General features: G+C 64.5%; 13 protein-coding genes. 4 read left to right on the forward strand and 9 right to left on the reverse strand.

All coding sequences use genetic code 11. The features are described from left to right. Nucleotides 1-59 precede the first annotated feature (59 nt). The 3 genes from CH341_RS20105 to CH341_RS20115 all read right to left on the reverse strand — a co-directional run bounded on the left by CH341_RS20105 (nt 60) and on the right by CH341_RS20115 (nt 3,539). On the reverse strand, nt 60-677 hold the full coding sequence (locus tag CH341_RS20105) for a hypothetical protein (protein WP_146604552.1): 618 nt from the start codon (nt 675-677) through the stop codon (nt 60-62). Between the two features lie 119 nt (nt 678-796). Continuing rightward, nucleotides 797-2,269 carry an O-antigen ligase family protein gene (locus tag CH341_RS20110; RefSeq protein ID WP_111420767.1) on the reverse strand — a complete coding sequence of 491 codons (1,473 nt, stop codon included), beginning with the start codon at nt 2,267-2,269 and terminating at the stop codon, nt 797-799. A gap of 76 nt (nt 2,270-2,345) precedes the next feature. Continuing rightward, nucleotides 2,346-3,539, reverse strand: coding sequence for a polysaccharide biosynthesis/export family protein (locus CH341_RS20115; protein WP_425376199.1), 1,194 nt, complete (start codon nt 3,537-3,539; stop codon nt 2,346-2,348). Nucleotides 3,540-4,250: 711 nt separating this feature from the next. On the opposite strand from CH341_RS20115, the gene CH341_RS20120 reads away from it, so the two are divergent. From CH341_RS20120 to CH341_RS20130, 3 genes are all read left to right on the forward strand, one after another. Continuing rightward, on the forward strand, nt 4,251-5,750 hold the full coding sequence (locus CH341_RS20120) for an undecaprenyl-phosphate glucose phosphotransferase (protein WP_111420768.1): 1,500 nt from the start codon (nt 4,251-4,253) through the stop codon (nt 5,748-5,750). Between the two features lie 277 nt (nt 5,751-6,027). Then, a complete protein-coding gene (locus CH341_RS20125; RefSeq protein ID WP_111420769.1) occupies nt 6,028-6,417 on the forward strand; it encodes a helix-turn-helix domain-containing protein in 390 nt (129 codons plus the stop codon). 724 nt (nt 6,418-7,141) lie between these two features. After that, nucleotides 7,142-7,825 (forward strand): Crp/Fnr family transcriptional regulator, encoded by a 684-nt coding sequence (locus CH341_RS20130; RefSeq protein ID WP_111420770.1) that lies wholly within the window; start codon nt 7,142-7,144, stop codon nt 7,823-7,825. An 841-nt stretch (nt 7,826-8,666) separates the two neighbouring features. Here the strand turns inward: CH341_RS20130 and CH341_RS35975 are convergent. Continuing rightward, nucleotides 8,667-8,930, reverse strand: a complete 264-nt coding sequence (locus CH341_RS35975; protein WP_245431158.1) for a metallophosphoesterase family protein — start codon at nt 8,928-8,930, stop codon at nt 8,667-8,669. Then, a complete protein-coding gene (locus CH341_RS35980; protein WP_342635025.1) occupies nt 8,816-9,346 on the reverse strand; it encodes a metallophosphoesterase in 531 nt (176 codons plus the stop codon). Before CH341_RS35980 ends, CH341_RS35975 begins: the two co-directional genes overlap by 115 nt. 433 nt (nt 9,347-9,779) lie before the next feature. Between CH341_RS35980 and CH341_RS20140 the strand changes: the two genes are divergently transcribed. Then, a complete protein-coding gene (locus CH341_RS20140; protein ID WP_245431156.1) occupies nt 9,780-10,310 on the forward strand; it encodes a transglutaminase-like cysteine peptidase in 531 nt (176 codons plus the stop codon). A gap of 54 nt (nt 10,311-10,364) precedes the next feature. On the opposite strand, the gene CH341_RS20145 is transcribed toward CH341_RS20140, so the two are convergent. From CH341_RS20145 to CH341_RS20160, 4 genes are all read right to left on the reverse strand, one after another. Further along, nucleotides 10,365-11,468, reverse strand: coding sequence for a hypothetical protein (locus CH341_RS20145; RefSeq protein WP_111420772.1), 1,104 nt, complete (start codon nt 11,466-11,468; stop codon nt 10,365-10,367). 133 nt (nt 11,469-11,601) lie between these two features. Further along, on the reverse strand, nt 11,602-11,898 hold the full coding sequence (locus tag CH341_RS20150; protein ID WP_111420773.1) for a hypothetical protein: 297 nt from the start codon (nt 11,896-11,898) through the stop codon (nt 11,602-11,604). 127 nt (nt 11,899-12,025) lie between these two features. After that, complete coding sequence (locus tag CH341_RS20155) at nt 12,026-13,180, reverse strand: alpha-D-ribose 1-methylphosphonate 5-triphosphate diphosphatase (RefSeq protein WP_111420774.1); 1,155 nt, start codon at nt 13,178-13,180, stop codon at nt 12,026-12,028. Next, nucleotides 13,177-13,433 (reverse strand): ATP-binding cassette domain-containing protein (locus CH341_RS20160; RefSeq protein ID WP_146604553.1); only part of this gene is annotated, 257 nt, incomplete at its 5' end. The genes CH341_RS20160 and CH341_RS20155, both read right to left, overlap by 4 nt.

Consider the following 13,433-nt stretch of genomic DNA (forward strand, 5'->3'; position numbering starts at 1 on the left):
GGCCCACGCCGCTACGCTGAAGCCCCTCGGCCATCACGGGGGGCAGCGACCGTCGGATCCTACTGCCCGCTGACAGTCGTGGTCGACTGCGACAATCCCCCGGCCCCGTTCAGGGTCATGCCGGTCAGCAGATTGGACGCGGGATTGCTCGTCGCATTGCTGGCCAGCGGCTGCCCTGCCGAACCGATCACGGTCGAGCCCGACCCGCCGCCGGTCGCGCCTCCGATGCCCGAGCCGCCGCCGGTTCCTCCGGCCGCCCCGATCGCAGTGTCGGGATTGATCATCGCATACGCATCCTTGGCCGGGGTGCTGTTCGAGCCGGCGACGGCGAGCTGGATCTGGGTCGCAAAGGCCTGATCCGGCCGGAGACATATCCGATAGGCTTGGCCGAGGCCCGATCCGATGGCCGATTGCTGGTTACCGTTGGCGCTGCCGAGCAATGTCATGACCGGAGACAGGGCCGCGGGGTCGGACGCGACGAGATCCCGGACCTGGGAGATCAGCTGGGCGCCGCCGTCCGGATGCTGGGTGAGCAACTGGCCCGGATTGCCCAGAAATCCGCCGACGGCCTGTGCGGGCAACTGCTGACGCGCATCGTAACATGCCGCATTCGCGGCGCCGGACGTCGCGAGAAGCGCTGCGGTCGCGAGACACTTGGTGAGCCTGCCGTTTAACATCAGAAGTTCCCTTCGACTATCGAAGAGACGCTATCATAAGGCGTGCGAGTGGCAAATGAAATCCCACTCACGATACGCCCTGTTACGGTTAGTATCGCACAAGGTTTTCGCAACAAGTATCATAGTGGGACGGACGCCGATCGCGAGTATGCGGGCCGGGTCGCCGCCTCGCTCGACGAAACGGGCGTGCCGGTCACCTCCGGCCGTACGATGCCTCGCGCATCATCCGCGCGGTCCCGCTCCGCGAATGCCTGAGCGAGCCCCACACCGAAGACACCGAAGACGACGATGGCGCATCCCGGCACCTGGAGCGAGAAGTCGATCGACGTGTGCAGGCCAGCGAGCACACCGACACACAACCCGGCGAGAGGAAGCATGCGATCACGACGGCGGACCAGGCTGCCTCGGGCGAGGACAGCCACGCCGCCGATCCAGCCGAGAGCGACGGCTGTCGCGAGCGGCACGCCGACCTCCGATGCGATCTCCAAGGGCGTGCTGTGAGCGGCGTTCCAGATGCCCCACGGCGACAGCTCGATGTCGCGATACCCCGGAAAGACATACGTGAAGGCGCCAAGACCGCGCCCGATCCAAGGATGATCCGCGATCATCCGCAGAGTCGATCGCCACGCTGAAAGACGCCCCTCGTCGGAGAGCCCATGCGCCTCGAATCGGGCACCGACGCCGCCGCCGAGCGACTGCAGCACCACAACCGCACAAAGCAACGCAGCGACCGTGACCAGCGTGGCTCGGCCGACCCCGCAGAACCGGCGGCGGAAGAACACCACCGTCGCGAGCACGAGCGTCAGAAGTGTCAGAACCGAACCAGCGCGCGAGGCCGTCAAGAGCGTTGCAACGAGGCACAGTGCAGTCGCCCAGAGTGACGTCGGAACGGGCCTTCTCGCTCCTGTCTCGCCCCAAATGCCGGCGAACAAAGCGTCATGCCATCCACGTGGCCGATCAGCCCACCGGCGCCTGACATCCTCGAGAAGGAAGAGGAACCACAACAGGGTGCAGGACCCGAAATACGTCGCAGCAGTGTTCCGGTTGACGAAGGTCCCCGTCAGGTTGCCGACATAGAACGTCTTCTCACGCCAGAGGATCGAACCGGGGAACAGTGCGAGCGCTACGATTCCATAAGCCGCATACGCCACCCCGGCCCATGCCGTCGCGCGCAGGAGCCTGCGGGCATCCCGACGATCCGCTCCGACCGAGAGCGCCAGGACGAGCGCAAGAACGCATGCGAGCGGTGTTCCGAGCGCGAAGAGCGGCTCCCACCGCACTGCAGCCGCATAGGGCGACACCGGACTGCCCAGCAGCGCTGCCGTCTCCGCCCAGGCCCTGTCGAGATCAGAGAACCAGGGCCGCGACGAAAGCTGCTCGTGAAGCACGACCGCATAGCCGAGAAGCAGCAACGCAACTCCCGCGAGCACACCATAATGTGGCGGCCGGAAGCGCTGAACCGGCGCCCAGGCCACGCCCAGGCCGAGCCATCCGCACCAGACGGCCACCGTAACGGGATCCCGGGATCCGAAGGGAAGCGGCGCGAGGGTGAGGGCGGCGACGAGGATCCAGAATGCGCCCTGGTCGCCCATCGCCGGCCTTCGCGGCGAGGTGTCGGCCCCGGGATCCGGGTGCACCTCGCCACGCGACGACCCGCGGTCTTGTCGCTTATCTGATCGCACTGGTGGCCGCCGCCGTCACACCCGAATGGATCCGGCTGTTGTAGCGGGCGATGTAGATGTCGTTGATCAGGTTCACACCGTTGTCGGAGGTTCCGATCGCCGTGTTGAGGAAGTTCAGGAACTTCGTCGCATCGACCTGTGCGGCATTCGCGACATAGACGATGTCGAAGGGGCGCATCTGCACCTTGGTCGCATGGAAGTATCCGGCGGGATCCTGGAAGCTCACCGTGAACACGATCGGAATCAATCCGCTGGTGAACTTCGAGCAGTCGACCCCGAGTTTCTCGGCCACCTCCCGCGGCTCGCGGCGGTAGAGGAAGATCGAACCGGGATCGGCCTGCGTGTCGAACAGCCCGCCCGCCTTCGCCACGGCCTGAGCCAGATTGATCTTCCAGGCGTCGAAGTTGAACTCGCCCTGCTGCCCGGTGGCGCCGAACGCCAGGAACTTCATCGGCTCGCGATAGACATAGATGCGGTCGCCCGGCTGCACGTAGATGTTGTTGACCGGCATGTACACCAAATTTGCGAACGGGACAGTGGCGCGCTTGCCGCCGCGCTCGAGCAGAACCCAAGTCTCCCACCCGTTTCCGCTGATGCCACCCGCACGAGTCAATGCGTCCGTGATCCGATCGAGTGCGCCCGTTGCCGGCATCGGATAGCGCGTGGGCGCCCTGACGTCGCCCACGACGCTGACGAGCGAGGTCCGTTGCTCGGACAGAGACACGACGACCTGCGGCTCGATCGCCCGGTTTCTGATCCTTTCGACGATCTCGGACTGGACCTGGACGTTCGTCCGACCCGCCGCCTTGATGATACCGGCGTAAGGAACGGTGATATTGCCGTCGTTGTCGACCGTCTGGGACGGCAGGGTCACGTAATTGCCCGGGCGTACGCCCGCTTCGATCGGAATGAAGAGGCCGCCGGCAGCGGCTTCGAAGATCGTCACGTTGACGACGTCGCCGATCCCGAACTTGATACCGCTGGGAGGGCGACGATCGGTGAAGACCCCGCCGAGAATGTTGGGCTCGTAGCTCTCCAGCACCTGAACGGCGTGGGCGTCGAGCCGCACAAGCGCATACGGCAGCGTGGGACTCGTCTCCGTCCGGACCTCGAGGCTGGCGGGGCCGGACATCGGGATGAAGCCGCACCCCGCGAGGCCGGTCAGCAAGAGCAAGAGCACCGCCCTCGATACCAGAGATGGTATTCGCATGTCCCGCCCCGAAGTTCCGTACTCGTCACATAACACGCCGAGTGATAACCGTACCTTGCTGCTCGTACAATAACGGATCTGTTGTTCAACGTGCGATGGCAAGGTTTCGGAGCCGGACGTTGCGATGCAGCAACACTACTCATGCCGAACGCGGCAACCGAAATCGTCGCTCGCGACACGGTTTCGCTTCGCGTTCCCGGTACACACCGCCGGGAGTCGCAGAGACACCCCACGAGGTCGGTTGCGGAAGAACCCGCGGTTGTTCTGAGGTTACCAAGGGCATGTCATATGTGCTCTTCCGGCCGGCATGATAAGGTTGGACTTGTCGAACGCCGACATACGCTCCGTCGCCGGCCGTCACTGCTGTCCCACGCGGCACGGCTCGGACGAGGCGAGGCGAGGCGAGCTGAAAACCCGAGGGCGGAAGATGGTCAGGCCGCCGCCTGCGGCAGGAACTTTGCGAGCGAAGTCCGACAAGAGGAGACGAGCAGCCGTGTTGCGCCCCGTTGCAGATCGTCTGGCTCGGCGCGCCGCCATTCCGTGGTGCCACGGCCGACTGTTCCAAACGTCTGCGGAGTCCAGAAGCGCCCATGTTGCCGAACCGCCACACAGCCGGACATACGCGTCGACGCCACGATCAGCCCGTGTTATCGCTAGAATGTTACGTCGACACAACATAGCATGATTAACACAACATTGCCACCTGCGGCCGATAACGTGTCGAGCGTCCTTGAAAGCGAGATCGAGTCCGTTGCTCCGCCACACCGGGCGCGCGGCGGCCTCCCGTATTCGATCATCTCGACACTGTTCGCTCTCGTCGATTCGGCCATCATCGTCGGCTCCGGCGTGGCGGCGGGAGCGGCATACCAGCTCGCCTTCACCGGGAGCCCGCAAGACATCGAGGTGTACGCCGGGCTCGGCCTTGTCGCCTGCGTGACATACGCGCTGGGCGGCTATCATCTCGGAATCTATCGTCTTCATCATTTACTGCAGCGTCATCGGGACTACACCCGGGTACTCACGAGCTGGTGCTTCGCCGTTCTGGCACTGACCGTAGTCCTGTTCCTGTTCAAGGTCGGGGCGGAAGTATCGCGAGGCTCTGTTCTCGGCCTCGCCCTGCTCGGTGGGGTTTCGCTGATCGGGTGGCGCCGCACGGCGACGCGGGGACTGCATTCGGCGGTCGTCGGGGGGGTGATCCGCGGCCGGCGCGCGCTGCTGATCGGCACACCCGACGAGCTCGCCCGCCTCACGCGCCGGGACCTGCTGGTATCGTTCGGTGCTGAAGAGATCGAGCGTGTGACCCTGTCGGCGACGCCCGCCGGGTCCGGCGCGCCCACGATCAGCGCATCGAGACATCCCGAAATCGACCGCGCCTTCGAGCGGTCCCGCGCGGTTCCACTCGACGAGGTTCTCCTGGCGATGCCCTGGTCGGATGGGGATGGCCTCGATCTGGTCCGGCAGAGTTCGCGTATGTCTCCACTTCCGGTACGATTGCTGCCGGATCGCGCGGTTTCGGCAGTTCTGGGCAACGACGACGCGACGGCGCGGCAGTCGTTCACAGTCGAGATCCAACGGGCGCCCTTGTCGGCCCTGGAACGCGCGGCGAAGCGGCTCATGGATGTCGGTGTCGCTACCGCCTTCTCGGTCATTCTCGCGCCGCTGATGCTCGTCATCGCCGCAGCCGTCCGGGCGGATTCGCCCGGCCCGATCATCTTCCGGCAAAGGCGCAAAGGCTTCAATGGACGCGAGTTCGTCGTCTTCAAGTTCCGCACGATGACGGTTCTGGAGGACGGCACGTCGATCGCGCAGGCCCGCAGACGCGACCCGCGGGTCACCCGCCTGGGCCGCCTCCTCCGCCGGACGAGCATCGACGAGCTTCCTCAGCTTTTCAACGTGCTGCGCGGCGAGATGTCGATCGTCGGGCCACGGCCGCACGCGGTCGCTCACGACGACGAATACGGCAAGATCATCGCGAATTACGCGTTCCGGCACCACGTCAAGCCCGGCATGACGGGCTGGGCACAAGTCCACGGGTATCGCGGCGAAACCGCTCAGCTGCACTTGATGGAGAAGCGCGTCGCTCTGGACTTATGGTACATCAACAATTGGACGATCGCTCTGGACTGCCGAATCATCTTCAGGACGATCTTCGAGCTACTTAGACGTCCGAATGCGTATTGAGTGCGTCGCCTTCGCACACTCACCAGATGTCTACCACTAAACCGCCGCAAGCCGTGCGTAGTTGCGCCACAATTTTCGGGATTCGGAACCTCAATATTTGACCTGAATCAAGTCGCAACATCCAGAATTCGCGGCACTATCTTATGGCGATTCAAGGAATTCACGTTCTCGTCATGCCGCAAGGCGTCATGAAAAACCTGGTTTGTTTGTTCTGGAAAAGCAGTGTAGACAAGCAACATAGCGGGGAAACGTGAGATCTGTCCCGGGAACGAACAAGATGGTCGGAAGGCGTCACGGCTCGGAGGAAATTGCCGACAATCTGGCCCAGGCGGACGAGTTGGCCGCCAAGGGAAAGAATCAGCAGGCGATTTCGAAGGCTCTGGGCATCAGTGTCATGACATATCATCGGTGGCGCAAGATGCGCGCGCCGATGGTCGCCTCCAGTAGGGCCCAGGACTCCGCCGATGGCAGACGCCAGTCCAGCTCTCCCCCCGCTCACAGTAACGATAGTCCAGCGTCCGAAAGCTCCGACCGTTTGATCGAGCTCGAGAGAGAGAACTTTCGCCTCAGACGTCTGGTGACCGACCTCCTCCTCGAAAAGGTCGGCCTCGAAGAAGAGCTGAAAGACCGCCAAGATGCCGGAACCCGTCGTTCTCGTCGGGTGTGACCGAGCAGCATTGCGATGCCGACTGGCGAATGAGTAGTCGATAGAGCCGTCGACTGCTGTGATGAACATCACACTCTCGACGATTTTTCTTCGACGTCACAGAACGAGCCTGCACGGCGGACAGTCCAGGCGTGTGACCGACGATAATTTCTATCCCGAAGCAAGCCACCTCGCCTGCTGCAGCGAGAGCGCTGACCAGCGTCTCGTCTCGATCGCTGCTCACATCTGTCCTTGGCGAACCGTGTTCTACTCTGTCGCCTTGCTGCCGTCCCCTCGGCACTGATCGAGGCGTTCGGGCGTGCCGGTTGTCTTGCGCAGACCTCCGAGACCCCGCAGTTCCGTACGAAGCGTCCAACCCTGTCGGCGCTTGAACTCCGGCGTGTTCGGCTCGGACGAGTACGCCGACCCGTGCTTGCCGCATCTCCGTCCTCCTTCGTTACAGCCGGCGCGTTCTTATTCTAATGCCTTCAACCAGAAGGCGATCAGCACCGTCGCCGGCACCGCCACACCGGCGTGGCCTCCGGCCGGGTCGCAACTGCTGGCACATTCCGAGGCGCCCCGTCACGCACTCGGAGGCTCGTTCGGCATGCACGCCGCGGTGAAATCCGGGAACTGTGAACGAAGACGTCCCGAGGCATCGGTCTCGGTTGCTTCTGAATTCCCGAGGACTATCATATTGATCTCATGATAATGGTAATGAAAACTTCACCCTCGATCGACGACCGTGTCCGAAACCAGCAACCAGTCGACGAGCAGCGCCATCCTGGACATCTTCACTCTCCACGGACGTCGACTTTCCGTGCAAGCGGAAGAGTCCATCATGAGTCGTGGTCTTCAGATCGAGCGCGTGCACTATCTGGTCCAGGGCCAGGTTCTGATGCATTCGTCGTCGCCGGACGGCCGCGAGACGGCCTTCAACATCGTGCGGCGGGGGGAGCTGGTCGGCCTCACCGGGATCGCTTCCAACAATTTCGCGTCCTACGACGCGACCACAATCAGCCCGTGCGAATTTCTGACCGTCGAACGTAATCTGTTTCAACGTCTGGTTCTCGAGAATCCGGCCGCGATGCAGGAGGCCATCGACCGGCTCGTCGCGTTCATTCGTCACGCAACCGGCTTGGCGGAAAGTCTCGCCTCTCAAAGTCTGAAAGCGCGATTGGCGAGATGGATCCTGACCCGCCTCGAAGACGATGGAGTGGCGCTCGAGCCGGGTGCTGTGTTGCCGATCGACTTCAGCCAGAGATTGATCGCGGCACTCGCCGGAGTTTCCCGTGAGACCGTCAACCGTCAGCTCAAATATTGGGCCGAGGACGGAATTATCAGTTTCTCTGGGCGGACGTTGCGGATTCTGCGGCCGAAACAGCTCTTGTTCATAGCAGGTTACAACAACGACAGGCAGGACGGCTGATTTTTAGCCGCTGTGATGTTCGTCACATTATTTTGGCCGCAGATTTGCTAGAACACCCGGCGAGCCTACAGACCGATCAAACTACGGACCGATCAAAGGTGAGGACAAGCGTGGTTTCTCTCAAAAGCGCCCGGATGCTCTTCGTACCCCGACGTTCGCAAGCCACTGTACATGACTTCGAGAGGGCCGTGCGGGAGCGGCGACAGGCTCGTGCAGTGTCGGTCCTGGAGAAGGAAAACACCGAACTCGTCCGAATCGCGAACGAGACGCGCCGCGAGATCGAACAGCTCCGCAAGCACTTGGCCGAGCTTTGAGCCTCCGGGCAGAGGGCACGGGGAGCGGCCGGTCGGGGGAGAGAACGTGACCTCCATCGCATGCCGCTGAAGGACCCGAAGCGCTCGGCCTACAAGCAAGGCGCGCGGCCGCGTCTCTGACAGCTTGTGATATCCATCGGAATGATCGCCGGCTCCTGCCGAGCCGCCGATCATTCACGACCTCCGAAAGACACGCGGGCGCAGCCATCATTCCGATCCGGCTCTCGGCAGAGGCGGAATTAACATTGCGACTCTCGACCCGCGAGACCGATCTTCGCAAGACTCACCTCATTCGCCATCACATTAACATATGTGGTCGAAGCGTGAAAGCCGCAAAGCGACCCCGCGCCGACTTTTCTGAGCGCGATGGCGGCACGTATTCCTTCGAAACGACCACGATGCCACCCCGTCGGCGCTCGGCGCCTAGACCCGAAGCTCATCGGGCGGAGCGAACGATCCGATAGCGGTCGTCAAATCAGAAGAACCTCCTCGCCCTCGATCATCAGGCAGCTCAATCGACCGGTCGCCTAAGCACCGCTGTCGATGTTGTTCGGGTTCGAGTGGAACTCCGGTTCCCGCACCGGCGTGTGCCCGTGCACGATGATCTTCTCGTGCGGCTCTTCGGAAGCGAGGAACTCCTCCCGAATCCAGAGCAGATCCTGTTCCGTCTGGTGCGTCAGCGAAATGCCGGGCCGAACGCCCGCATGCACGAAGTAGAAGTCGCCCAGATCGAAACAGGGCAGCAGAGAGTCCAGAACAGCCCTGTGGTGCCGTCCAACGCCCGACACCATTGCTGCGACAGCTCCGCGAGCTCCGGGTCGCTCGGGTTCACGGAAGGCCGTAAGCCGTAGGTGATCAGAGTCTCCAGCCCCCCCCCGAATCGCCCCCAGCTCCGAAGCACGGCGGGATCGCTCGTGAAGTCGAGCGCGATGCTCTCGTGATTTCCCTTCAGGAACACGGCATCGCGTGTTCGGTTGCGCCGGATCAGCAGGTCGAGCACGTCGCGCGATCGCGGCCCATGGTCGACGTAATCTCCGCGATGGATCTCGACGGCGTGCTCGGTGCGATGCTCGTGCAGATCCGCATCGATGCGCGCGAACACGTCGCGAAGCAGGTCGTCGCGCCCGTGAACATCGCCGATCGCATGGATCCGGCAGCCCGGCGGGGCCGACGGAGGCGCCTCTTTTCTCGTCCCGAAGAGCCACACGAGATCCCGGGTCCGTTCGCGTTCGGCGCGTCGCGCGTGCTTCGCCTCGGATGGCAAATCGGACCCGGCACATCCATCGCCGCCGAAGTCATATCGGTCGGCGTTTCACATCATTTCCCGCGAATTATAACATAAGTCGGCTCTAATATCGATTTTAGTATCGTAAGTATATCATATTATCATAATGTCGCCACCGAGTCTTGGTTGACCGATGCTTAAGTCAGGGCCGCGACTTAGACTCAACAGTACGAGCGAATTCTATTCAAGTTGAGCGACGGCGGCGAACGTGACTGCAATCGACTCCGGGCCACCATCGTCCCCGCCAGGAATACATGGAGCGGCGGTGATGGGACTCGGAGATCGGTCGGTCGCGATAGCGGCTGCGTTGGCAGCGACCTTCTGGGGGTTCGCGGCGGAGGCGGCGTTCTTCGGAATGCCGCGGACGCTGAAGCAACAGGTGGTCCGGCTGCAGTTCGACGGCCCGGCCGCGGCGCCCATGGCGCACGCCCGCTTCTGCCTGCAGTATCGGGATCAATGCAAAGTCCGCCGCACGGTGTTCCGGGGCGGCCCGGCGAAGCTGACGGCCGAGCGCTGGGCAGAGCTCAACCGCGTCAACACCGAGGTGAACAGGGCCATCCGGCCGGAGCCGAACACGCTGGGGGTCGCCTATGAGCGCTGGCTCATCGGACCGAGTGCCGGCGACTGCAACGACTACGCCGTGACCAAGCGGCACGAGCTGATCCGTCGCGGCTGGGCCGCTCGCAATCTCCTTCTGGCCGAGGTCGTGGTCGCCTCGGGCGAGCACCACCTGGTCCTGGTGATCCGGACCACGGACGGCGACGTGGTGGCCGACAACCTCAATGCGAACATTCGTCCTTTGACGGCACCACGTTATCGCTGGCTGCGGGCCCAATCCCCGGTGAACCCGCTGTTCTGGACTGCCATTTCCCGCTTGTCGGCGTGACCCGGTAGGGCGCGGTCGGCGCTCGCATCGCGCAGCCGGCGGGGCCTTGCGGCTCTAGCTCGGCCCGCCCCCGTCCGGCGCCCGGGCCGGCACCCGCCCTGGACGACCGTCGCGCTGAGCGACGCCCAGGCCGAGCACCAGGGCCGCGAACGCCATCGGGCCGAGGTCGAACAGGCTCGTGTCCTGATGAGCTCTGATCATCAGGATCAGCACGCAGGCCGCGGCCGCCGCGGCAAACGACGCGTCGCGGCGGCGGCGAAGCGCACCGTGCAACAGGACCCCCGCGACGGCGATCGGCAGGAAATCGAGGACCGCACGCCCAATCCAGCCGATCGGCTCAGCCGACTGGTCGACCGCGACGCGCGCGGACACGGCCCCGCTCAGCGACAGCGACACGGCCACGAGCGTCACCGCCAGGCCACCGATCACCAGCACGCCCTGCCCGAGCCAGGTTCCGACACCGATGCGGCGGACCGCGACGATCAGGCCGAATAGACCGAGTCCGGCGGCCGTCGCCATCGGCAGCGCATCGTCGTGGAAATAGCCGATCGCAAACGCGCAGGACGCAAATGCCAGCACAGCGGGAACGAGCCGCTCGACTCGGCGGGCCAACAGGGCGGCCGAGCGCGGATCGCGCCGCTCCAGGGCGTTCATCGACACCGCCGCCGAAAGCACGACACCCAACGCCACGATCGTGTCGAAGCCGGCCCGAAGCCCCTGCCCCAGTTCCCCGAGAAACGTCGCGCCGCCGAGGTCGTGACCAATCACCACGACCGCCATCATGCCGGCGGCCGCGGTGAGACCGCGTAGCGCCCACTCGGCCCGTCGCCGCTCGAGAGTGGCTCCGCAGGCCGCGACAATGATCCCGAGGGCCAGCCCGTATCGGCAGAGCGACGGCCACGCCCAGTCCGAACTCAGATCGACGGTGCCGGCGCGGGCCAGCAGGATCACGGTGATCGCGACAGTCACGGGCGCTGCCGCGATCGCCAGTATCGGCGCGAGCGCCCGGGCGCACCGTGCCGGATCACCGGACCACCGCACCGCGGCGGCTGCCAGGATGATGCCGGCGGCGAGCAACGAGGCCTGGAGCAGCGGCACCGTCGTCAGGGTAAACAATGCGTTGACGAGAAGAACCAGGCCCAAGAATGCGAGCGCCACGTGCCAAGCCGATCGTTAACATCCGCGGCATGACCGGCCGCGGCCCGCCCTATGTCAAAGCATACTGCGACGGACCTGTTTCACATGACAAGGTCGCGTGCGACCCGGATCCGGCGCCAAACCAGCGGACGGGTCAGGGTTCGACAGCAGGCGCCGCCCGGGTGCGCCGCGGCAAGGCCAAGGACTGGGCGCGGGCGCACACCATCAGGTGGTTCGCGACGACTCCTGCGAGATAGCCGGCCTGCAGCACGAGTCCGACCACCAGGACATCCGCGAGAACGCCCGCAGCCGGCGCGTGGCGAACGAGTCCGACGAGCGCGACCCCCGCCGCAAGCAGGATGAACACCGGCACCAGGCTCAGAACGCTATAGCGCATGCCGAGAACGGCACCGACCAGCCCGACGAACATGAAAAGAGCAGACGCCGACATGAGACCCTCGCCCGACGAGAGTTCACGCCAGGCGTTAAGGATCGTCTAAGCTCCTGCCCGAATTCAACCGCATTCCCTCCCGACAGGAAGATGCGGCTGCGAAACGCAAGCAAGGCGGGCAGCATCGTCACGCCACCCGCAGGCCGGCGCTCCAGACCCGTCGCACCGCGCAGACACCGTCGACCCAGCGAACCCGGATGAGATCGGCGCGCTTGCCGACGGCGATCTCGCCGCGATCCGACAGGCCCACGGCCTCGGCGGGCGTCAGGGTGGCGGTCCGCACCGCCGCCGGAAGATCGATCGACGGAACGACTTCGGGCAGCCGCATCACAGCGAACAGAAGGCTGGACGGCACGTAGTCGGACGAGAGGATGTCGAGGAATCCGGCGTGTGCGAGATCGGAGGTCGCGACATTGCCCGAATGCGAGCCACCGCGCACGAGGTTGGGCGCGCCCATCAGCACCCGGACGCCGGCTGCGTGGAGGGCCTCGGCCGCTTCCGGCGTGGTCGGAAACTCGGCGATGGCGATCTCGTCGCGAACCGCATCCTCGACATGCTGGAGCGTCGTGTCGTCGTGGCTCGCCAGCGGCACATCGCGCTCACGCGCGAGCGCAACGAGCGCACGGTAGTTGGACTGGGCGTGCGCCGCCTGGAGCTCGACACGACGGGCAAAGAGAGCATCGAGCGCGGCGTCGCTGAGACCGGTCTTCTTGCCGCGATAATAGGTTCGCAGCTTCTCCTCGTCCCGGAACTGGCGCTGCCCCGGGGTGTGGTCCATCAAGGAGAGCAACCGCACATCCGGCCGGTGAATCAGCTCTTCGGCTTCGGCGACCGCGTGCGGCATGGGCACCTCGCACCGGAGATGAAGGAAGTGGTCGACCCGCAGCAACCCGGCGTCGCGGGCCGCGCCGATGGCGCGGGCGAGAGTCGCGGCCTCGCCGTCAACCTCCTCGACGCCCTCCTCTCGCCAGATCCGCAAGGAGTCGAGCACCGTGGTGATGCCGCTGGTCGCGATCTGCCCGTCATAGGCGATCACGGCCGCGGCCGGCGGCCAGGTGACGGAGGGGCGCGGCATGTAGTGCGCCTCGATGTGGTCGGTGTGCAGCTCGATCAGCCCAGGCAGCACCAGCTCACCCCCGCAATCCTCGCCGCGCCCCGGCGCCCCCCCCTCGCCGATCTCCACGATCCTGCCGTCGACGGCGGCCACCCAGCCGTGCTCGATCACGTGATCGGCGAGCACCAGGCGGGCATTGGTCAGGAGGATGTCGCCGGATTCGGTCATGTCTCACTCGGGCTCGTGAAGGTTGTGACGTCGACGACGCGGTCGGCGATCTTTCGGCGGACGTCCTCGTCGTGGACGACCGCGACGACGGCTGTTCCACGTCGCTTCTTCTCACCGATCAGCTCGACGACCCGCGTACGATTGGCGGCGTCGAGCGAGGCGGTCGGCTCGTCGAGCAGCAGGATCGGTCGCTCCGGCAGAAATCCGCGGGCGATATTGATGCGCTGCTGCTCGCCACCCGAAAAGGTCGCCG

Source organism: Rhodoplanes roseus, from assembly GCF_003258865.1.
Taxonomy (GTDB): Bacteria; Pseudomonadota; Alphaproteobacteria; order Rhizobiales; family Xanthobacteraceae; genus Rhodoplanes; species Rhodoplanes roseus.

Coding starts and splice junctions, on each gene's coding strand:
- CH341_RS35975 (WP_245431158.1), bottom strand. CDS start 8,930: ATGGTGTCGGGCGTTGGACGGCACCACAGGGCTGTTCTGGACTCTCTG.
- CH341_RS20120 (WP_111420768.1), top strand. CDS start 4,251: ATGATTAACACAACATTGCCACCTGCGGCCGATAACGTGTCGAGCGTC.
- CH341_RS20105 (WP_146604552.1), bottom strand. CDS start 677: ATGTTAAACGGCAGGCTCACCAAGTGTCTCGCGACCGCAGCGCTTCTC.
- CH341_RS20140 (WP_245431156.1), top strand. CDS start 9,780: ATGCCGCGGACGCTGAAGCAACAGGTGGTCCGGCTGCAGTTCGACGGC.
- CH341_RS20110 (WP_111420767.1), bottom strand. CDS start 2,269: ATGGGCGACCAGGGCGCATTCTGGATCCTCGTCGCCGCCCTCACCCTC.
- CH341_RS20125 (WP_111420769.1), top strand. CDS start 6,028: ATGGTCGGAAGGCGTCACGGCTCGGAGGAAATTGCCGACAATCTGGCC.
- CH341_RS20150 (WP_111420773.1), bottom strand. CDS start 11,898: ATGTCGGCGTCTGCTCTTTTCATGTTCGTCGGGCTGGTCGGTGCCGTT.
- CH341_RS20155 (WP_111420774.1), bottom strand. CDS start 13,180: ATGACCGAATCCGGCGACATCCTCCTGACCAATGCCCGCCTGGTGCTC.